Annotated in this window: 25 protein-coding genes and 1 pseudogene; 20 read left to right on the forward strand and 6 right to left on the reverse strand. The window is 61.8% G+C overall.

The window, feature by feature from the left end:
* Positions 1-128: 128 nt before the first annotated feature.
* Positions 129-2,213: pseudogene (locus GR702_RS19245) on the forward strand (strawberry notch C-terminal domain-containing protein); the annotation flags it as partial.
* Positions 2,214-2,527: 314 nt separating this feature from the next.
* Here the strand turns inward: GR702_RS19245 and GR702_RS19250 are convergent.
* The 3 genes from GR702_RS19250 to GR702_RS19260 all read right to left on the reverse strand — a co-directional run bounded on the left by GR702_RS19250 (position 2,528) and on the right by GR702_RS19260 (position 5,027).
* A complete protein-coding gene (locus tag GR702_RS19250) occupies positions 2,528-3,265 on the reverse strand; it encodes a type II toxin-antitoxin system PemK/MazF family toxin (protein ID WP_062344765.1) in 738 nt (245 codons plus the stop codon).
* A 33-nt stretch (positions 3,266-3,298) separates the two neighbouring features.
* On the reverse strand, positions 3,299-4,543 hold the full coding sequence (locus tag GR702_RS19255) for a hypothetical protein (RefSeq protein ID WP_160987273.1): 1,245 nt from the start codon (positions 4,541-4,543) through the stop codon (positions 3,299-3,301).
* A gap of 268 nt (positions 4,544-4,811) precedes the next feature.
* Complete coding sequence (locus GR702_RS19260; RefSeq protein WP_160987274.1) at positions 4,812-5,027, reverse strand: hypothetical protein; 216 nt, start codon at positions 5,025-5,027, stop codon at positions 4,812-4,814.
* Positions 5,028-5,118: 91 nt separating this feature from the next.
* Between GR702_RS19260 and GR702_RS19265 the strand changes: the two genes are divergently transcribed.
* From GR702_RS19265 to GR702_RS19285, 5 genes are all read left to right on the forward strand, one after another.
* Positions 5,119-5,952, forward strand: a complete 834-nt coding sequence (locus GR702_RS19265) for a ParB/RepB/Spo0J family partition protein (RefSeq protein ID WP_160987275.1) — start codon at positions 5,119-5,121, stop codon at positions 5,950-5,952.
* 12 nt (positions 5,953-5,964) lie between these two features.
* Positions 5,965-6,588, forward strand: a complete 624-nt coding sequence (locus GR702_RS19270) for a DUF6927 domain-containing protein (protein ID WP_058803379.1) — start codon at positions 5,965-5,967, stop codon at positions 6,586-6,588.
* 16 nt (positions 6,589-6,604) lie between these two features.
* Complete coding sequence (locus GR702_RS19275) at positions 6,605-6,805, forward strand: hypothetical protein (protein ID WP_058456862.1); 201 nt, start codon at positions 6,605-6,607, stop codon at positions 6,803-6,805.
* A gap of 110 nt (positions 6,806-6,915) precedes the next feature.
* Positions 6,916-7,266 carry an antitoxin Xre/MbcA/ParS toxin-binding domain-containing protein gene (locus GR702_RS19280; RefSeq protein ID WP_054590611.1) on the forward strand — a complete coding sequence of 117 codons (351 nt, stop codon included), beginning with the start codon at positions 6,916-6,918 and terminating at the stop codon, positions 7,264-7,266.
* 4 nt (positions 7,267-7,270) lie between these two features.
* Entirely contained in the window at positions 7,271-7,765 is a 495-nt protein-coding gene (locus GR702_RS19285; RefSeq protein WP_058456863.1) for an RES family NAD+ phosphorylase, read from the forward strand.
* Between the two features lie 7 nt (positions 7,766-7,772).
* Here the strand turns inward: GR702_RS19285 and GR702_RS19290 are convergent, their stop codons facing one another.
* Entirely contained in the window at positions 7,773-8,270 is a 498-nt protein-coding gene (locus GR702_RS19290; protein ID WP_058803380.1) for a hypothetical protein, read from the reverse strand.
* 67 nt (positions 8,271-8,337) lie between these two features.
* Between GR702_RS19290 and GR702_RS19295 the strand changes: the two genes are divergently transcribed.
* From GR702_RS19295 to GR702_RS19345, 11 genes are all read left to right on the forward strand, one after another.
* Positions 8,338-9,624 carry a hypothetical protein gene (locus GR702_RS19295; RefSeq protein WP_058803381.1) on the forward strand — a complete coding sequence of 429 codons (1,287 nt, stop codon included), beginning with the start codon at positions 8,338-8,340 and terminating at the stop codon, positions 9,622-9,624.
* Between the two features lie 47 nt (positions 9,625-9,671).
* A complete protein-coding gene (locus tag GR702_RS19300; protein WP_062344724.1) occupies positions 9,672-10,307 on the forward strand; it encodes a DUF7007 domain-containing protein in 636 nt (211 codons plus the stop codon).
* 103 nt (positions 10,308-10,410) lie between these two features.
* Positions 10,411-12,105, forward strand: a complete 1,695-nt coding sequence (locus GR702_RS19305; RefSeq protein ID WP_062344726.1) for an ATP-binding protein — start codon at positions 10,411-10,413, stop codon at positions 12,103-12,105.
* Complete coding sequence (locus tag GR702_RS19310; protein WP_066646883.1) at positions 12,098-12,469, forward strand: DUF3768 domain-containing protein; 372 nt, start codon at positions 12,098-12,100, stop codon at positions 12,467-12,469. Before GR702_RS19305 ends, GR702_RS19310 begins: the two co-directional genes overlap by 8 nt.
* Positions 12,470-12,542: 73 nt before the next feature.
* Positions 12,543-12,890 carry a hypothetical protein gene (locus GR702_RS19315; RefSeq protein WP_058456870.1) on the forward strand — a complete coding sequence of 116 codons (348 nt, stop codon included), beginning with the start codon at positions 12,543-12,545 and terminating at the stop codon, positions 12,888-12,890.
* Positions 12,891-13,092: 202 nt separating this feature from the next.
* Positions 13,093-13,593, forward strand: coding sequence for a DUF736 domain-containing protein (locus tag GR702_RS19320; RefSeq protein ID WP_058456871.1), 501 nt, complete (start codon positions 13,093-13,095; stop codon positions 13,591-13,593).
* Positions 13,594-13,777: 184 nt separating this feature from the next.
* On the forward strand, positions 13,778-14,293 hold the full coding sequence (locus tag GR702_RS19325; RefSeq protein WP_058456872.1) for a hypothetical protein: 516 nt from the start codon (positions 13,778-13,780) through the stop codon (positions 14,291-14,293).
* On the forward strand, positions 14,287-14,658 hold the full coding sequence (locus tag GR702_RS19330; protein ID WP_058456873.1) for a hypothetical protein: 372 nt from the start codon (positions 14,287-14,289) through the stop codon (positions 14,656-14,658). Before GR702_RS19325 ends, GR702_RS19330 begins: the two co-directional genes overlap by 7 nt.
* Before the next feature lie 75 nt (positions 14,659-14,733).
* On the forward strand, positions 14,734-15,036 hold the full coding sequence (locus GR702_RS19335; RefSeq protein WP_058456874.1) for a type II toxin-antitoxin system Phd/YefM family antitoxin: 303 nt from the start codon (positions 14,734-14,736) through the stop codon (positions 15,034-15,036).
* Positions 15,017-15,421, forward strand: coding sequence for a hypothetical protein (locus GR702_RS19340; protein WP_058456875.1), 405 nt, complete (start codon positions 15,017-15,019; stop codon positions 15,419-15,421). Before GR702_RS19335 ends, GR702_RS19340 begins: the two co-directional genes overlap by 20 nt.
* Positions 15,422-15,897: 476 nt before the next feature.
* Entirely contained in the window at positions 15,898-16,233 is a 336-nt protein-coding gene (locus GR702_RS19345) for a single-stranded DNA-binding protein (RefSeq protein WP_058456876.1), read from the forward strand.
* 37 nt (positions 16,234-16,270) lie between these two features.
* On the opposite strand, the gene GR702_RS19350 is transcribed toward GR702_RS19345, so the two are convergent.
* On the reverse strand, positions 16,271-16,513 hold the full coding sequence (locus GR702_RS19350; RefSeq protein WP_156442722.1) for a hypothetical protein: 243 nt from the start codon (positions 16,511-16,513) through the stop codon (positions 16,271-16,273).
* A 154-nt stretch (positions 16,514-16,667) separates the two neighbouring features.
* On the opposite strand from GR702_RS19350, the gene GR702_RS19355 reads away from it, so the two are divergent.
* Positions 16,668-17,303 (forward strand): hypothetical protein, encoded by a 636-nt coding sequence (locus GR702_RS19355; RefSeq protein WP_058456878.1) that lies wholly within the window; start codon positions 16,668-16,670, stop codon positions 17,301-17,303.
* Positions 17,304-17,607: 304 nt separating this feature from the next.
* Positions 17,608-17,748 carry a hypothetical protein gene (locus GR702_RS19360; RefSeq protein ID WP_156416645.1) on the forward strand — a complete coding sequence of 47 codons (141 nt, stop codon included), beginning with the start codon at positions 17,608-17,610 and terminating at the stop codon, positions 17,746-17,748.
* Between the two features lie 431 nt (positions 17,749-18,179).
* Here GR702_RS19360 and GR702_RS19365 read toward each other — a convergent pair whose 3' ends face one another.
* Positions 18,180-18,590, reverse strand: a complete 411-nt coding sequence (locus GR702_RS19365; RefSeq protein WP_160987276.1) for a hypothetical protein — start codon at positions 18,588-18,590, stop codon at positions 18,180-18,182.
* A gap of 756 nt (positions 18,591-19,346) precedes the next feature.
* On the opposite strand from GR702_RS19365, the gene GR702_RS19370 reads away from it, so the two are divergent.
* Positions 19,347-20,339, forward strand: a complete 993-nt coding sequence (locus GR702_RS19370; protein ID WP_058803389.1) for a DUF2493 domain-containing protein — start codon at positions 19,347-19,349, stop codon at positions 20,337-20,339.
* Positions 20,340-20,341 lie beyond the last annotated feature (2 nt).

Raw genomic sequence — 20,341 nt, forward strand, 5'->3', positions numbered from 1 at the left:
ACTCCTCAGCTGGTCCAGAGACCGCCGAGGTTCGCAATCAAAATAATGCGCAGCAACTTCGTGCCGCACCCCTGGAATCCCGCGCCTACGCCGCGTTCCTTCGCATTACCGCTTCCTCGCGATAAGCGATCATCCATCAGAACATGGAGGAAGCGCTGGAGCTCACCGGCGTGGTCGATGAAATCGGCGGCGCAACGCTCAACAGCGGCGCAAAAGCTGCGGCACGCAGCCGGTTTGAAAGCACCAAGCAGCGGTTCTTCAACCAGCTGCTGCTGTCGATGAAGCTGCCAACGCTGATCGCTGCCATCAATCATCATCTGGACCGGGACGAGGTGGTGGTGGTTCAGCTGGTCTCGACTGCCGAAAGCATCCTCGATCGCCGTCTCGACAGCCTTTCGCCAGAAGAGCGCGCGGAGCTCGACCTCGACCTCAGCCCGCTCGACGCTGTGATCGAGTACCTCGAACGCGCCTTCCCCACGCAACAGATGCAGGTATTCGTCGATGATACCGGCACCCAGCGCTCTGCACCGATGTTCGACGAGGAAGGCCGTCCCGTCCACAACCAGACTGCGATCGCCCGCCGCGGCGAGATGATCGAGCACCTGTGCGCCATGCCGCCGATCAAGCCAGCGCTGGACGGGATCATCGAGCACTATGGCCCGGAGAAAGTCGCCGAGGTGACCGGGCGCAGCAAGCGGCTCATAACCCAGAGCGACGGGCAGCAGCGGCTCGAGACCCGCTCGCCGCGGACGAACCAGTCCGAGACCGACCAGTTCATGGATGGCAGGAAGCCGATCCTGGTCTTCAGTGATGCGGGCGGCACCGGGCGGTCCTATCACGCCAGCCTCGATGCAACTTGCCAGAAGCGGCGCATCCACTTCCTGCTGGAGCCTGGATGGCGAGCCGACCGGGCCATCCAGGGGCTGGGCCGAACGCACCGGACGCATCAAGCCAACACGCCGCTGTTCCGGCCTGTGACCACGAACTGCAAGGGGGAACTGCGGTTCACCAGCACCATTGCGCGCAGGCTCGATAGCCTCGGCGCGCTTACTCGGGGCCAACGCCAGACGGGCGGGCAGAACCTGTTTGACCCTGCCGACAATCTCGAGAGCGAATATGCCAAGGCGGCCCTCTCGACATGGTTTGCCTTGCTGGCGGACGGCAAGCTCAAGAGCGCTACGCTGATCGATTTTCAGCGCCGCAGTGGGCTCAAGATCGTCTCCGACGATGGCGTGCTCGAAGAGGACCTTCCGCCGATCCAGCGCTGGCTCAATCGCATCCTCGCGCTGCCGATCGGGATGCAGAATGCGATCTTCGAGGAGTTTCTGGGGTTGGTCGAAGCGCGGGTGTCAGCAGCGCGCGAGGCCGGATCGCTCGATGTTGGCGTCGAAACCCTGCGGGTTGAACAGGCCGATATTGTCGAGGACATAGTCCTTCGGACCGATGAGCGAACCGGCGCCACGTCGCATTTGCTGCAGCTAGCCCTCAAGACCAGAGCACGGCCGATCTCGCTTGAGCGTGTCCTTGAGCGCCGCGACTATGCCGACGGCTGCATTCTGCTCCACAATATCAAGAGCGGGAAGGCGGCCTTGGCCGAACCTTCGCGGCACTTCATGACAGAACAGGGGGATTTGATCCGGCGGGTTATCCTCCACCGTCCGCTTCGCCGCGAATACCACCACTTCGATGACCTCGCCGAATCCGCATGGGAGGAAGTCCCGCGCAGGACCTTCGAGAAGCTGTGGCAAAGCGAGGTTGCGGAGCTTGCCGAACGGCTAACGACGGAGACCGTGTACCTTGCGACCGGACTTCTCCTGCCGATCTGGTCGAGCCTGCCTATCGACTATCTGGAGGTCCGGCGGATCGTGGACGAAGAGGGCAGAAGCTGGCTCGGCCGTATGGTCCACGAACTCGACGTGGCGAAGCTGCTCGAGAAATTCGACATTGCCTCCACCGTTGAACTCAGCCCGGAAATGATCATCAGGTCGCTCGGCGAAGGCCGGACAGTCCCGATCAATCAGCCCTTCGAGGCGACCTTGAAATGCTCCCGCGTGGCAGGCGAGCAGCGCTATGAAATCGTGGGGGTCCCGCCTGAACAGCTGCCTTGGCTCAAGAGCATCGGCTGCTTTACGGAAATCATTGCGTTTCGCACACGGGTGTTCATCCCGACAAAGGCAGCGCTGTCGGTCATAGGCGCGATGTTTCGAGCATGATGAAAAGCAATGCTGGGAACATCGATGCCGGAGCCCTGACGTCCCACGGTTTTCCTCTTGGTCTGCACTATCTGTGCAGCATGGAAGGCCACGAAGTGGGGCATTCCTGTCAGTGTCGGTGGCGTTTGCTAGCAACGGCTCGCGCCAGAATCAGATGTTTCCTGCTTGTTCGCAACGACGAGTGAGGCTGGCCGGTTGGGGAGGGCGACAGTGCTCGTAGCACCCTCGGCGCAGCCGAAGCCGATCAGCTTCGACAGTTCGGGTCAGTCGAGTGGATGGAGTCAGCGACGTGACCGCATCACCGACACCGCTGCCTACTTCTTTCTCAGCGTCAGGGTGTTCGGCCCCAAAGCCTTTGCAGGTACGGCAGGCGGTACCTGAACTGGCGTGGCCCCCGCCGCTACAGCGGTCTGCGCAGGTCCGAACGCAGCGCCCAGAACCTTTTGCACTACCGCGAAGATCGCGGTCAGATCGTGCGGCTCTACCTTGGGAAAGACAGCCTTCCCATTGTGGACCAATGGGCGGAGGCGGTTGATGTTGACCGTGTAGAGATGGTCGCAGACGACATAGGCGATCCGCCCTGCAGCCTGCCCTTTGGGATTGGGATTCCTGGAGAGCTGATGAAAGTTCGTCCCCGCTTTCTGCTGCGCGCTCGTAACGGGCAGGATAATGCAGGTGTCGTGTAGCGAATTGGCCGCGCGAATAACAATGCCAGGGTGCTCTTTCACGAACTCGGGCGCATAAGCGTCGTGCGGAAAATCGATCCAATACATTTGGCCCATGCGCGGTCGGCTTACGATACGCCGTTCGCGGCGGCTGATTGGCACATAGCCCGCTTTGATGATCTCATGATGCAACGGAAAAGGATGCCCGGCTTCCGTCAGTAAATGGGCCACGTCCGGCATGTTTGTGAAATCGATCGGCACATAGCCCTGTGCCAGCAACTCTTCGTCTGTCGGGATTGGCACATAGCCCGCTGCAAGCAGTTCGGCCTCGGTCGGGAACGGCACTTCCATAGTCGGCTGATCATCTGAATTGTCGTCATTCGGCATGGAGAGGCTGCTTTTTCCCGGCGGTTGGTTGTCTCATTGCGGCGTGCTGGTATTCATTGGTCGACTATATTCACCCCGTAGCGCATCGAGTGCTATTTGGGTGTAGCCAGCTTCGTAGATTTCGATCTGGGTTCGGCGCTTGTAATAGGAAAGCCGACGACCCGGCGTATCCGCCTCGATCCGCATACGCGCCACGCCCCGGATACCTGGCGCGCGACGATGCTGCGCGAGGGTCACTAACATGTCGATGCCATAGCGTTCGAGCAGGTTGCTGCGCTCTTCAGAAAGATTGGCCGCAGCGTCGAGCATCGTGCGGGTGAGCTGATAGACATCGTCACCCTCACCCTGATGATACAGGGCGCCGGGATCGACTGGAAACAGCGGCTCGGCATCCGATTCCTCGCTGTCGAAGATCCATGCTTCATACCAGACGGCCCCGATCTTCTCGAGCATCGCCACCCGCGCCCAGAAATCCCCCCAGGCTCCATCCTTGTTGCGGCTTTTCGAGCGATGATAACTCGCCCAATCACCTTTCGCAGACTTCGACCCACCGACGAGGCGAAGTGCCCAAACGGAATGGATGCCGATCTCAAAAACCTTTCGAGCAGGATAATCGTCGGGCGGGGTCTGGCTCAACGCGCCGATTGGCACACCGAATGTCGCATCGAGCTGGACCAAACCATAGAGGTCCACCAGCATTCGCAGTAAGAGCGCGTCGCCGGTCTCGCGGACACGGCGAAGCATTGAAGCCTCAGTTTCAATTCCCGTTACCAACGCGACCGGCAGAAAGATGGGGTCGCTGTCGAGAGGGATCGGCTGCAGGCGATATTGCGGATAGAGCTTCGTCGAGCGGTCGGTGTGCGCAACGAACCCATGCTGGATCAGCTCGTCGATCGCGACCTTGGCCCGTGGCTTGCCCATTCCTGCATGCTGTTCGCAAGCCTTGGTCGACCATTTGCTGAGCTGATGGTCGCTGCCGGTCCCGGCAAGCAGCACAATATATGCGGTGACGAGGTTCAGCCTGTTGTTAGTCTCAACCTCCCATAGGCGTTCCCATGCTGCGCGATCAATGGCAAGAAAGTTGCCGCCTCGCCCCTTCCCCCGAATGCGATCGGCACCGACTGATTCGGCTTCACGGGACGCCGAATCGTCCAAAGGCGCATTTTTCGATCGTTCCACGAGGGCGTGGTAACACGTCTTTCTGTCCCCATCAAGGTATTCAATGCAATCAAGGGTATCAAGGCAATCAAGAACAATGGAACATATCAAGGGAATCAAGGAAAATGGATCATGCCGTATAACGGCCTGGCTCGCAAGGAATGTCTGAAATCAGGGACTTAGGATTCAAACGCGAGTTGAATTTTAACGCCTTTGGCCTATATAGAACTCACAGCTCAGGCTGCTCGGCTTAACGGCCTTTTGGAATTACACCGCAAGGTGCTCGGGGAGAGCTTCGCAAGAGGCTCTCCCCTTTCCTCATCCAGATTCCTTTAGCATCAAGCGCTTTCCGATCACCGATCGCGCATTGTGCGTTCAGCTCTCGCCTTCAGGCAGGTGCTGTCGAGAAGCGATGAAAACTGCCTTTCAAAGCTCGACTAGCTAACGTCGCATTCTGGCTCAAAGCCGGTCTGGTTACGCCGCGAATGGTGGCCATCCCAGAATCGCGAGCTCCAACCCTTTCGGCATTTTGTTCTTTTATGAGTCGCTCCGTCCAGCTCAAGACCATGTTATGCTGTTCACCCTCAGGGGAGAAGATGGTCAACTCTTAGTCCTGCGTGAAACGCAGATCGGAAGGGGAGGGGGAGGGGATGTGTGCCCGGGTGATTGCCGGGTGCACATCAGGAGCGACCACGATGCTTATTCCCTTTTCCCGGCTCTATCTGAGCGATGCCAATGTGCGCAAAACGCGCAGCGAAGAAGACGATATCCAGCTTTCCGCCGACATCGAAGCGCGCGGCCTTTTGCAGAACCTGCTGGTCACCAGGAGCAAGAAGCGCGGCAAGTTTGCCGTGATCGCCGGTGGCCGGCGATTGCGGGCCATCGAGATGATCGTCACGCGCGGTGCCTGGGCCCCCGATACCGAGATCGAATGCAAGCTGCTCGAAGGCAGCGAAGAGGAAGCAGGCGAGGCCTCGCTTGCCGAGAACTTCCAGCGCGTCGGGATGTCACCGGCTGAGGAATGCCGGGCCTTCCAGCACTTTATCAAGGAAGGCAGCGACGTTGCCGCGGTCGCCAAACGCTTCGGCCTCACCCTGCGCTTCGTGGAAGGCCGCTTGCGGCTAGCGAACCTTGCCGAGCCGATTTTCGAGGCACTCGCCAAGCCGATGAGACGGCGCCAGTTCCGGCTTTTGCTTGAACTGCGCCACTACCGGCGCGAGGGCACGCGGGCGCTGCGCCAGATCGCAGCAGGGATCGGGCTCGAGCACGCCGATTATCGCATCAGCTATTACACCTCACAGGAACAGCTCGCGGGCGAGCATGTGCTGGAAGCCGACGGGATCTACGTCCGGATCAGCCCGGAAAGGTTCGGCGAGCCGGGTCTCGCCTGGCGCAACCCGTTCTGGAAACCGCCTGGCGCGGTGATGCGCAAAGCGCCGATCACCGCCCTTGCAGACATTCCCGCACTCACGGCGCGGATCGCGCGCGAATTGAAGATCGCACCTCCGGCGCAGCCGGGGCTCATCTGAAGGAGAACACGCATGGGCTGGCTTTACATGCACCGTGCCGGAATGGGGGGCTTCGACACTCCCAAGGCCTATCTTGACAATCAGCTCACATGGGAGCGCGAGAATGAAGAAACCGGCACCTTCGAAGGATGCCGGGTCATCAGAAGCGTGTCCACAACCGGTGCCTACTACGCGGCTGTCCAGCGCTATGGACCGAACAACCAGACCCACGCCATCTCCGCGGTGATCTGTCTGGTCCGCTGGAACCCCAAGGCAGCCGACGGCCTCCTGTTCGGCTACAAGGACATGGATGAAAATTCAGGACCGGTGGAGGCCGGGTGCCCCAGAAGTGTCCTGGAGGAGTTGGGGCCAACCAGTCATCCTTATGCCCTCGACTGGCGCAACCGGTGCTACCGCCAGCTCCGGCTCAAGGAACGCAAGATCGCCGATGGCGACATGATCCGGCTGCCTGAACCGATGAAGTTCACCGACGGCACCGAACACGCTGAATTCAGGGTGACAAAGCGCGGCGCGAAAATTGAACTCAGCACGCCCGATGGCCGAGGCCGGTTTCGCATCAGCAGATTGATGGAGCGCCGATTTGAAGTCGTGCCCCCAAAGCGCGCGGTGCGCACATTCTTCCCGGCGACGCCGTAACGCTCGGGAGGTGATCATGCTGCCTCAGAGCCTGGACCCCAGAAGGGCGATCCTGTGCGGGCGCGCCAATGCCGAGCGTGTCGCCATTCGGATGACCGCAAATTCCGGGCAGAGCCATGCCGTGGTGAGGACGGACAGCAAGCTCCAGCCCTTTTGCGTTCTGCCTGCAGAAGAGGGCCTTGCCGGCGCGATCGAATTGCAGGTCGTGGTTTTGTAAGAGCGGGTAACCTCTTCGGCAAAACGGGAACACCTGCTGGGTTTGACACCCAAACCTTGATTACCGCAGATATTGACGCTATATCGCGTCAGAATTCATGGGAAAGTGCAATGGCGATTCAAAACTACGCTGACAACGGCGCGTTTGCTCCGCGCAAGATCGTCGACGCGCTGCGGACGACCAGCGACGAACTCGCACGCTCGCTGGGCCTCGGCAAGGATGCGATCCAGCGCAAGGACCGGATCGCGTCCGACCGGACGCAGCGCCGCCTTCGCCAGATGGTCGAGGTGCTCAACAAGGTCGAGCCGCGCTTTGGTTCGGCGTTGTTGGCCTATGCCTGGTACCGCTCGGAACCACTGCCGGGTTTCTCGGGCCAGACTGCCATGCAGCTCGTGCAGAGCAACCGGGCCGATGACGTGCTGACCTATATCGACGCGGTCGACGCCGGCGTCCACGCCTAGTCCAATGCACTTTACCGGGCTGCTCTACCGCGCCCACAATCCGGTCTGGTCCCGTGAACCCCTCTCAGGGGAGGGGGCCGCCCGATTTGGCGGACGGTTCAATCGCATGGGGCGCACGGCGCTCTATACTTCCCTCGCCCCTGAGACCGCGCTGCGCGAGGCCAATCAGGCTGGCACGCTGCAGCCCACCACGCTGGTGGCCTATCAGGCCGACATCGGGCCGCTGCTCGATGGCCGGGACACGGCTGCATTGCATCCCTTCGGCATCACACCGGCTGAACTCGCCGACCCGTCATGGCGTGATCGGATGCTCTCCGGCAAGCCGGTCCCGACGCAGGACCTGGCGGAGGCCGCGATCGCGCAAGGCTATGCTGGCATCGTTGTCCCGAGCTACGCCCGCGGCGCCCCCGCAGACGCGCTCAATCTTGTCCTATGGGACTGGGACGGGCGCATCACGCTTGTTGATGACGACGACCGACTTGGCCTTCGCAATAACTGATGGCCTCTTATTCCTCGATCATCCCTCCGAGGCCGGGATCGAGATACCACGATGGGCCTTCGGTAAAGTCGGCGTTGCGGGCAGGAACAGGGCCATCAGGCTCTGACGAGACGTAAGGGTTGACCATCGGTGCCGGGTGCTGGCCCGAGCGCAGAATGTGGCCCGACATCTGGCACCGCGGCCCGAGGAGCTCGAAGAGCCATTCGAGATCGTCGAGCATCTGGACAACCCCGCGCCCTGCCAGTGCATAGTAGAGGCAGCGCTGATAGTCATCGCAATGGCAGGACAGGATCTGCGTCAGCCGAGCCTTGGCATTGGGCAGGCCCTGAAACACGCCCTGCAAGGTCTCATAGAGCTCGCGCGCTGAGTAATAGGCATCGAACGGCTCCACTCCGATCGAGGCATTGGCGAGCATACGCTTGGTTGGACGGCAATTGGGATCAAGTGCCGCGTCGCGCAGCGTGACATCGAGGTCGAACTTGCCGATATCAAAGACCTTGTTCATTATTCATGGGCTCCTGCAGATTATGAACATAACGTGAACAAACGACAGGGTCAAGGCGTCATCATGCATGTGGCTGGTAGGTAAGGACACCACAGGAAAGACCGGCAGGGTCGCCATCAGCGACGAGCTGAAGGCTGCGCTGGTGCGCTGGTATACAGGCCGGGGCAGCGAGGCCGACCACCGCGCTTGCGTCTCACTGGTCTCGACCGCGCGAGAGAACCACAAGTGGATCGCCTGCGATTGCCTTGGGGCAGAGCGGCCGCCGCCGCTGATGAGCGCGGCCTATCTCAGTTTTCAGGAAACCTATTACCTCCGGCGTCTTACCTCGCGGCCAGGCCACGAGCCGGGCTGCCCGTTTCATCTGCCGCAGGCGCCACCGCGCATCCGCGAGACCGTGAAGGATTCGCTCTATGCCATCGGCCTTCCAAAAGGCCTGTTCAGCGCACACCAGAAGGCGCCGGAGAAGCTTGCACAGAGGCCAGAGGACATAGAGCCCGACGACCGCTCACGCGGCGTCGCGATCCCGCGCCTCGGCAAGCTGCTCTGGTTGCTGCTCGAACGCGCAGGCTCGAATATCCTGCGCGAATTACCGCCCAGCGGCAGGCGCGCAGGCTCGATCAGCGAAGAAATGCGTCACCTCAAGCGCGCCGCTCAGGGCCTCGAAATCGCGCCGGGCATCCGGCTGTCGGATCATCTCTACACCAACGCGATCGATTACGAGAAACGGCGGGTCCATGCCCGATTGCGGGCTGCGGCCGAGACCTGGCCGCCCGAGTTTGCACCGCAAGCCTTTCTGCTTCTCGAAGCGAGCGAGGTCACATCGAGCGAGGTGGTGACGGGGCTCGGAACTGTCGAAATCCGCAACCGCATCCAGCACACCGGGATCATCCGCGCCGAGGTCGAGCCCCCATTTCTGGTGCTTGCTGTCGTCGGCGAGCACAGCCGGCGCGAAGGATACCTGGCGCTGCGGGCATATGCCCAGCCTGTGTTCAGCGGAAACCAGTTCGTGCCCGCCGAGCGCGACCACGATCGCGATGTGCTGCGCGCGCTCCAACAGGCCCAGTATGAACTGCGTCGCCTCGGCGTCAGGATGGCGGTCAAGAAGGTCCTTTTTGACATCACGCTGGGTGCTGGCTCGGCGAGGCCGGATTTCCTGGTGGCGCTGCTCGATGAGCATAGCGGGGAGGAATGCAAATTCGCGCTCCAGATCCTGCAGTCGGATGATGCCGACTATCTTGAGCTGTGCAGCATCGAGCGCGAGCGTCTCGCTCAGGCAGGGCATGTCGTATGCCTGTCGGTCAGCAGCGTGACGCCTCAGAAAATTATCAGCGAAGCCCGCCGCATTCTCGCGTGAAGGGGAGGGGGAGGATTTGAGCGAACCTGAAGAAGGAGAGTTCGCTCATGACATGCTTTGCTCCGTCGCCGCGCCCATCGACATCGATCTGGGGTGCTGTCCAACAGGCCGATCAGCTTGGCCCCGGGATTTGGTCGGTGATGACCGCCAGCCACGGCGGCATCATTCTGTCCGATCAGAGACAGGCCGCCATGCCGTCAGCGCTACAGATCGACGGAGGGTCCTACGAAGAAGACTGCGATTGGGCGCTCCCGATCCTTGCCTTTTCCAGCGAGCTTGATGGGCAGGGCTCCTGCTCTGCAGGCTTTCTGCAGCTTGCCCGCGATACCGCCAAATGTTGGCATCCGGACCGCTTCAGTGCCTTTACCGGCGAGGCTGTCGAGGAGAATGCCTCCACGATCCTGCGGACGCGTAAGGCCTACATCGCCGCCATCGGCGAGTTCTGCGTCACCAGCGCCTGGGGCGATTGGGCCGAATGGGTGCCGGAAGGCAAGGTTGGCGTGATTGCCCGGCAAGTCGAGCGCGTCGATCACATTGGCCGGCCAACCTATGGCGAGGCTGAGGTCTGCGCGCTGATCGCGAAGGACCTCTACGCCGCGCGCGGCGAGGTCACAGCGCTGCGGGATACGGCGCACGAGATCATTCCGATGCCCGAGGCCCTGCGACCGAAACGAGTGGGCTGAAGAGCAGGCCGAGGACCGCCCGGCTCTGGCCAGGCATCGATCCGCCGATCTGGAGGGAAGGGGGAGGGGAAGGGCGAACCAGTGCGATGAAGGACCCTTTGCCATGAACCCGACAGTCATCCGACCCAGCGTGAGCCCGAAGACTATCACCAAAGTCACGCGCCTCTTTAACGGCACCATCGGCGATATCCTCGGCGAGCTCCTCCAGAACAGTCGCCGCGCTGGCGCATCCCGGATCGATATCGCCTGCTGCGCCGATCAGGACGGAGCGCGATTGACCCTTGTCGATGATGGAACCGGGGTCGCCGATCCCCAGACCATGATTGCGCTGGGGGATTCGGGCTGGAGCCAGCACATCCATGAGGCCGAAGACCCGGCAGGCATGGGTGTCTTCAGCCTGGCGGGCAAGGACACCCGGATCAGCTCACGTCATGGCGGTGCCGACACCGGATGGTCGGTGCATGTCCCCGCGGATGGCTGGACCGGCGCGAAGGACATTGCCGTGGTGCCCCTTGCTCGCCCGGTTGGCACGACCATCACCTTCCTGATGCCCGGAGTGAGTGAGCAGACGACCGAGCGGATTCTGCGCGAGGTCGCGAAGTTCTATCCGCTGCCGGTCTTCTTCAATGGCGCGCAAGTGCCGCGCGAGGACTTTCTCGCCAAGGCGATCTACATCGCCGAATGGAACGGCAGCCAGATCGGGGTGTTCGAGGGGCGCGAATACAACCAGGATCCCACCACGAACTTCCATGGCATGGTGCTCACCCGCAAGCTTGCCAGCGTCTCGGAAAGCCTTGGCGGCAAGACCTACCATGCCCGGCTCGATATCGGGGCCACCCCGGGCCTTGCCCTTGTGCTGCCGGCGCGCAAGGAATTCGTCGAGAACGCCGCATTTGCGGCGCTGCAGACAGCGTGCAAGCGCACGATCTATGCCGCGCTGGCGCACAGAGGCCAGCACCGGCTTTCCTTCGAGAACTGGAAGGAAGCGCGCGATCTGGGGGTCGCCCTGCCGGAGGCCGACCCCTGCCTGCCCCGCTGGCATGCGGCCATCGCGGAGAGCGACAACGTCAATGTCGAGTATGAGGAAGTCGCAGCAGGTGCGGACACGATCCTTGTCGCGGATCTTGAGCCCGATATTGCACAGGGACTGGAGCGCGCGCTGCGCGAGCACCCCTTGCGAGCGCACCTCGTCGAGAACCATCCTGCCTACGCTGGCTATGGCTGGTATGACGCGCTGCATCAGCTCGGAAACGTGCGCTTCTATGTTGCTGCCGGGGAGCAGGGCCACGTCATCGCCGAGAACGGCAGCTTCCCGCCGCTCAATGACCATGTGCGTGCAGAGACGATCGAACTGAGGTTCTGTGTCTCCCACCGCGCCAGCGAAACGCAGCGCGAGGAACGGATCCCGGCAGATGTGGCCTTTGTCGTGGGCGAGGATGGCTGGTACAGCGGTGTCGATCAGATCCGCATCGCTTATGTGCTGGGTCCGGCGCTGACCCCCGAAACGCTGGTCGATCTGATCGAGAACGTCTGTTTCTGCGCGAGCGACGACAGCGAGGCCGACTCCTGGGACACCCAGCACGAGCACTTCTTGCGCGATGCGCGCGAACTCGCGGCCCGGGTGCTGCTCGGCGAGGACGAGGCCATCGCGGCGCGCATCCGCGACACGCTCGCCGGCATCCTGTGGGTCATTCCCAAGGATCGGCAGGTCGCCATTACCGTCGCCCCGGGGACCGCGATCGATGTTCAGCTATCCGCTTGTTGCCTCCTGGATCGGGACGAGACCTCCAATGCATGACACATCCGACATCTCTTGCGCACGGCAACGCACCGAGCACATCGCGCAGCTCAATGATGCAGCGCGTCAGGGCCGTGACCGCACGGCCCGCATCGTCATGACATCCGGGCTGCTTGCAGAACTCGGCGGCGACACCGCGGCAGACAGCATGATGGCCCAGGCTCGGTTGATGGCCGCTCTGCGCCATTGCACCTTCGCCCCGGATTCGCCCGAGCGAGACTTTGCAAGCATGGATGTCGATGGCATCAAGGTGCTGATGAAAGTCGATTATTACGACACCGAACTGGCGTTCGGGTCAGAGGATCCGGCCAATCCAGCGATGACACGGCGCGTCGTCACGCTGATGCGGCCTGCGGACTACTGATCATTGTGAGGGACAGGCATATCGCTGCGTCACCCGGCAGCCGCCCAAAACCTGATGGGGAGGTAAAAAGCGCATGAGCAGACACAAAGTACCGCTTCGTGACGGGGTTGCGGCGGCAAGTGCCTATGTTGGCTGGGACCGCCCCTTGCAGACATACTTTGCGCAGGTTCTGAGCGCGCCTGACGAGGACGGGGAGGAGACCGAACTCGTGTGGGTCGGCACTGCCTTCGGCGAGCTGCCCCGCGCGGTTGACGCAATCCGCGTACTCGAACCCTACTGCCAGATCGAGGCAAGTCTTGCCGCACAGCTAGAGATCGACAGGATGGCATGCCTCGCCACGCGCGACGGACCCAATCAGCTCGAAGCCAAGGCTTTCATGGCGCGTGTCAGCCAGATCAAGGACACCGAGCCGGAAGCTTAGGTCGGCACGGACCGCGCATGGCTCGAAGCAGGGCCGGTTCATCTCCAAACCACACATCGAGGCTCCTCAGCCCTCTGGGCTGGACAGGATGACGCGCGCCTGCGGTGGCTGGCGCACGGGCCGGGCCACGGGCCCGGAGGAGAGGGGGGATGGGAGAAGGTGTTCCGGACAAGGGGTTCGGACAGCATCAGGAGAATGTGACATGAACATCGGCACCCTCAAGGCCAACGCAGAAGGCGTTCACATCGGCCGCATCACCACCCTGACCTTCAGCGCAACGGTTGCTCTGCGGGCCTTCGAATCCAGCAATGAGCGCGCACCCAAGTTCGACCTTATGGCGCTCTCGGCGGACCGCCGCAGCTGGGTCAAGATCGGCGCGCTGTGGGAATACTCGTCGAACGAGACCGGTGAATGCTTCCTGTCGGGCCAGATCGACGATCCCAGCCTCTCGGCGCCGATCCCGGTCGCCATGTTCCAGCAGAACGACGGCAGCTTCAATGTCGCCTGGCGGCGTTCGAAGCCCAAGGCGTCGCTCGACGGCTTCGGCAGCGAGAGCGAAGGCGCCCTGCCGCCGCTCACCGCCACCGGCGACGAACCGGCCAGCGACCGCAGCGTTGACAGCGCCGCTGCCACCGGCGACGGTCTGGGCGAAAGCACCGCTCCGGCACCCAAGGGCAAGACGCGCGTGAGCGTCGACGCCTGACCGGGACAAGCCCCCCGTGACCGGTGCCGCGACCCGCGCCGGTCACATCGGGAAGGCCCGTCCGCGCATTTGTCGCGGGCGGGCCTTTTCTTTTGCCCGCTGCTGTCGGGCTTGGCAGAACTGCTGAAGGAACTCGGCCCACAAGAGGGAAGGGGGAGGTGCCGTTCGAGCAAAGGAGGCTTGAATGGCACAGACAAACTGGACTCTCGATCTTGGCGGGGCTCCGTGGAACGAAGACTGCGCGCAGATCGGCCACACCCTAAACTTCGACCTCGTGAATACTGCCGAAGCCATGCTCTACAGGGCTGCGCTGATCGCGGTAGCTGGCTTCCCGCCTGCCGGCATCACCTTGCGGATCAAGGCCAACGCCCATGACTTCGGAACCTACCGGACGGTCGAGGCGCGCATCGACGACGACCAGGACGATGGCAGCCATGCCAGCTATCTCGAGACCCTCGAGATCGGCATCGCCTTCTGGCATCAGGCCGGGTTCGCACCGCCTGAATTTAGCAAGCTGACGGCCAGCGATCAGCTTGTGAGTTTCGTCGTGGATGCCGTCGCAAGCGCGCTGCGGATCACACGGCCGAGCACCACCGGGGCATTCTTTCCAGAATCCTCCGGGCCGATCCATCGCAACCTCACCGCAGCCTTTCCGGAAGCGGCACAGCGCGCCTTTTCCGAAGGGGCCGTGCCATGCTGACCGACAGCGAGCGCTTCGCCTTCAGCGCCTGGCGAATCCATGCCTTCGCCTCGACGGGCAATGCCTACGACGCCGTGCAGACCGACGAGACTATTGCTGCTGGGGATACGCTGCTCATCCTCGATGAGAGGGTTGTCGGTGTCGCGATGACCTGGCCGTTTGCTATCACCGCAGAGCCGGGCAAGCTTCACGCGGTCTGTGAGCCATGCGCTGGTGAAACCCTTGGGCACATTGAAACGGCGCTAGATGTTCCAGACGGGTCAATCGCGCGAGCCTGCCGCCTCGCACGGACACTGGGCTTTGCGATTGATGCGGGCCTCGTCCCCTTGTTGCCTGAGCTGCTGGCGGCAGAGGTGGACGGCTAGCGCGGCAAGCGTCGCCACAGAAATCTTGCTATTTTGGCAATAATTGCTATTTTGGTGCCAAGAGGAGATACCACCATGCCAGCGACGGCGAATGAGCACCCCAGGATTCCCCTGACCCGGTTTCACAACAACACCGGCGAGTTCCTTGATCTCGCAACCAAACAGCCGGTCGTCCTCACCAGCCATGGGCGCGAGCGACATGTCATCGCAGATAGCGAATATTTCCGCCATCTTGAACAGGCAGCACGCGGTGTGATCGCCGGCCACATGAATATCGAAGCTGTCGCTTCGTCCGACATGACCGAAGCCGATCGCAAGGCTTTCGCTAATGCACGGCCTTCGGCCAGTGAACTCGCCAATGACCGCTGGGAAGACTGACCGCCCCGCCGCAGGCCATATCCTCCGATACGTCTATCTCTTCGAGGAAGAGCAGAGACGGGGCCGCGACGAAGGCGTCAAGGAACGCTTTGTCGTCGTCGTTGGTGTGGAAGGGTCACGCTACCTGGTCGCGGCGATCACGACCAAGGGCGAGGGGCGCAAGAACGCTGTCGCAATCCCCGATGAGATCGCACGCGCAGCCGGGCTCGCTCCGGGCAGCGCCATTGTCGTTTCGGAATTCAACCGGTTCACCTGGCCCGGGTTCGACATCAGACCCCTGATGAAGCAGCCCGGGTACATTGCCGGACGACTCCCACCGCGGTTCACGGCAAAGACCATCGATGCCATCGCAGCCTGGGGCGCCGCTGCCGTCGATCGCGATTGATTGCCGCAACGCAGAGACAGGCAGCCCCCTTGGAGCCATGTCTGACCCCGCATCAAGGCCAGTATGGCGGCAACTTCGGGGATCGGCACCCCAGGTAGCCAAAATCGGGTCTTCCGGACGACAGCCACAAAGAGTCTATTCGCTCCCTAAAATCGGTGAGGACGGGCGATCGATCCTGCGATCATCACCGTCGACAGCAAGCTCCTGCGAGCCGAGACGCGGCGAGGTCGATGTCCAGGCGTGCGATAAGCTCCTGTGCCAACAGCACGTCCGCCGCCCAGTGCCCCTGCCTCTCTGGTCGAGCTTAGGGCCAACCTGCAGAAATGCGAGCCGTGTTGCCCGGCAAGCCGGGCTGCCCGCACCATCTCGCTTTCTGAGGTTTCCCGCGCGCCGCAGCGCGCGGTGTCCCAGCTCTCTCGCCGAGGCTCGATAAGGGCACCGGCGGACGAGCCGTCGGCACCAAGGAGGCTCATGCAATGAACATCGTCAACCTCGTCGGCCGTCTCGCCAAGGATCCCGTTGCCCGCGACCGCAGCGACACCCGCATCACCGAACTGATCCTCGTGACCGAGCGTCCGGTCATCCGCGACGGCAAGGTCCAGAAGGATCCGGGAACCGGCTACCCGGTCAAGGATGCAGAATTCCACAAGGTCACCGTCTTCAATGGCCTCGGGCTCCCGCTGCGCCAGCACAAGGCCAAGGGTGACCAACTCGCCGTGACGGGCCGCATCCACTACTCGCGCTGGCAGGACGCCGAAGGCAATGACCGCTATGGCTGCGAGATCATCGCCGAGAACGTCGAGTTTCTCTGACCGGGAGGGGCGGCGCGCAGGCGTCGCCCGAGCCCTTTCAGGGGGGCGACAGCTGGACACCGGTGGCGTCCAGCTTGGTTCCCCGGTGACCGCAGCTGCAGCGCAAGTGCCGCGCGACGATCTCCAGCTTCATCGGGATGGATTTGGCAAAGCATCGGTCTCGCAGTTTGGCCGCCGGAACGATCACAACGCGGCGGCATGCGAGACATTCAACCTGTGCGTTGAGGCCATGGCGAACCAGATCGGCCACCGTATCGAGACGCTTGCTGCCCATAGCCACGGCAGAACATCATAAGAACATTAGTTGTCAAGCGTGCTGCGGGGTTGCGCAATCGGCCTGATCAGAAAGACCCGCAAACCGAATAACAAGACACTTTGCGCCGAAGCAAAAAAGCGCAATAATCCCGCACATTGCAGCTGAGGAGTATGACATCATGGCACTCTTTAGGGTAAATCTCGACGAACAGCTCGAGGAGCATCTGGATAACGCAGCCCAGTACCAGCGGCACGATCGATCCGAAATCGTCCGACAAGCGCTGACCGAGTATTTCAGTTCAGCTCAGAACCACGTCCACGACGACGAAGCCATCTGGGACGAATGGCGCGACTTCTCCCGAACCGTGCTCGACGCACAACAAAAGGCGATCATAGCCGCCATCCGAACCCTTCCCGATGAGGCATGGGCCTCGCGGAGCGAAACGCTCGATCGCCTAACCAAGGCCATCGAAGACGTCGAATGGGACCAGGGCATTGAGCCGATCTATGAAATCTTGAGAGAAAAGGTGATCGAAAAATCGCTCGCCTTCGCCACTAACCCCGAGATCGAACCCACCAACCGAAGCTACCCGTTCGCGCCCATCATCCGCTTCGACATTGGCTTTGCAACCGATGACCTCTACTCGGTCCGGCTGCCGCTGATCCAGGCATTCTTCCAATACTACTGGGAAGCAGGCGAAGCGGCTTTCGATGAAATACCAGCCATCTGGGAAGCTGCCAAAGCGCGCATAGATGCTGGCGAAAGGCGCCCCTCAAATGAGGAAGCTGCAGCGGCGCGACGGACCTCTGGCTAGGAAATGGTGCTCTGGCAAGCGGAGTGGTTGATGTATCATCTTCCGTACGCGCGCCTTGCATGAGGCTACCGTCATGCAAGCGGCCTTGCTTCAAACTTGGTTGCCCCCTCGCAGGATAAACAGTGGGTGGCGTCTCCCGACCTCTGGCCGGGATCGCGCTCTATTCCGCCCCGTGCGCTGCGGCCCCGTCTTCACGAAGGCTTCGCGCACCCAAGGCTTCACCGAGCCCCTGAAAGGTCTCGGTCCTTCAGGTGACGATCGCTGACGCATTTGGCCGCTGGCCACGCTTGCGCGCTGCCGCCTGATGAGCGGCGCTCTCAAGCGGCTCGGGCTGCGCCGGGGCATTGCGTTTCTGATGGCCCGCCGGCTCTCGGTTCCGCCGCTCGCGGCCGAGTTGCCGCGCGCGATTTCACGTTTCAAACTTCTTCGTTTATCAGACCTTTGAAAGGAGATGAGATATGGCCAACGTCAGTGGGTCGGAGCGCAAACGGCGCAAGAAAACGCGCGAAGAGAATTCCGTTTGCGCACGCTGCAGCATAACGCTTAGCGACGGATGTGCGGACACTCATCATGATTTTGAGCGTGGCGATAAGCGATACACGGATGAAGCTCATCGACATGCTGTGTGCAAGCCGTGCCATCGAGGCATTCATCAAGTCTTTCCGCAACAAGCCGTCCCTCTTTCCGAGGTGTTGGCCAAGGAGGCATCAGGTGAGATCAAGATTGCCAGAATCTGCTGTGCGAACTGTGCATAGACACCGCCGCCGCAGCCATCTCGGCTATTGTCGTTTCCGCGGCAAACTGCACGAAGCTGCCGGTCTGCTTCAAGTACGGCTCCTGCTCGTCACTTAATGTGGCCCGCCACTGGTATGGACCCTATCGGTCCTCCTGATCCAGACGGACCGCCTTTTCGATGAAGCCCTGTGGCTCTCTCACGAAATGCGCTGCGTCTGATTGCAGAACCGTCCTGACGACAGCTTCCCTGCTTGGCTGAATGATCGCACCCTCCGGCGTTGCAAAGACGCAGTCGAGTTGCCGCGCGACGTCGCAGACCCCGCCGACCAAAGGCAAAGAGAGATCTGCCGCGTCGAAGCGGACCTGGATTTCTTCGATGAATTCGTCATCGAAGCTCACCTGAATGTCGTCCGCAGGTTCGTCACCCCACACCCGGAGACCGGTGTACGATCGCGGCTTCTCGGGCAGCAGCATGTCGAGTTTTGCGAACAGCGCATCCGCCTTTGCGATGGGCAGTGCCAGAACAACTTCCTCGAGCTGCCCGCGGCTCATCCGTGCTGCGTGGACCCCTGCGATACGCGCCGCAGAGGCAGGGATGAGGTTGATGACGAACTGCCAGACGGCCATGGCCCGAACATAGCGTCAATGCGGGCTCCGACAATGGGCTCGTTCGCTAAGTGCCGCCCATGCGGGCAGGGCAGCGCCCCTTACCCGCGAACGCGCCTTTCCTTGCCAGGAAGGCGTTCGCGCTCGGAGCTTTCCGACCGTAATGCGTGCTGCTGCGAGCAGGCGGGTCATTCGGTATCCTCCGTCCGGTCAAGGATCGGCTCAGGCTGTCGCTGCGCTTGCCTTCACCGCCCGCGTGGCGGTGATGCCCGCTTTGCGGCATCATCCCTGACAGTCCGTCGTCTTGCGACCAGCCCCGCCAAACGGTCTCTCAAGATGGGGGGAGTTCCCGCTGTAACCCCTTCGCAGGGCCGAAGGGGCGGCCCGGTGTGGCGCTGAAGCGCCTGACCGGCCCTGCCTTCGTCTCACCTGCTCGAGGGCGGGAACGTCTCTTCCACACACACAGGAACACCTGCCGAAACCTATCGGCGGCCGCCCCTTGGTCAAGGATCGCGGTCCCCCCAATTTTCAGCAATCGCGGCTGTCTCGCTGCGCTCGCGCCACGCTTGGCAGAAAATCGGTTCCCCCACGCCCGCCATGGCGGCGGCGAGACGAGCTCGCCGTCCCTGACACGGTTCGTCCGGCCCGATGGGTTTTTGGCTGTTCCCAATGTGGGGACGATTTCAAAAATCGGAGGCTTTTATGACTTTTTTCAATTCGTTCGCAGATCTGGCTCAGGCACGGATCAATCTCGCCGATGCTCGTGAAGGGATCACGGAATCCTATGACGGAGCGTTTCTTGAACACAGCGATCTGGCAAAGCTCAACATCATCGAGGCTCCAATCGCCGCAGAGATGCCGGATCCCGACATGGCGCGCCGCGCCGTGGAGATGGCAATCGGAACGATCTTCGATGTCCTCAAGGACACGCGCATGGAGGAATTTGCGCAGCAACTCGCCTGGGGCATGGTCAACTCCTTCCACATGACCGCACGCCTGGCTGAAGGTCGCGAGGACGATGCTGCAAAGAAGCTGGGCGAAATGGCCCGCCACTTCGACCCTTCGGAGATTTACGCTGTCGAGCTCGAGGAAACACAACAGCTCTGCCAGACACTGCAAGGATGCCGCGAAGCGCTCGAGGCGATGCGCGATCATGCAGCGGACGTCTACCGGGTCGAAACCGGTCGCCCCTTCACGGCCGCACGGGGATCGCAAGTCAGCAAGAACGGGGTTACCGCAAGCCAGGTGCAGGCACGCGATTTCCTCGCCGCACGCGCCAAGGATCGCAGGGCACAATTCCAGCCCGATGGCCCGCTGGTGATCGTGTCAGGTGGCCAGAAGGATTGGCACGATTTTGCGATGATCTGGGCTATCCTCGACGACATCAAGTCGCGGATCCCGAACATGGTCCTGGGCACGACCGGCATGCGCAAGGGCGTCGACGCCATGGCCGGTGCATGGGCGCAGCAGAACGGGGTCAACACGATCCTGTTCGTCCCCGATCAGCGCCACGGCAACCGGGCTCCGTTCCTGCGCAACGAGAGCATCGTTAAGCTGAACCCTGTTGAAGCGATCATCGGTGAAGGGTCGGGCATCCAGTCCAACCTTGCACAGCGCCTCCGTCAGGCAGGCGTGCCGCTGCACATCCGCCGGATCAGTGATCAGGCGCAGGTTCGGTCGCGCAACTTTGCGTGAGC

Source organism: Novosphingobium silvae, assembly GCF_009856825.1.
GTDB classification, from domain to species: domain Bacteria; phylum Pseudomonadota; class Alphaproteobacteria; order Sphingomonadales; family Sphingomonadaceae; genus Novosphingobium; species Novosphingobium silvae.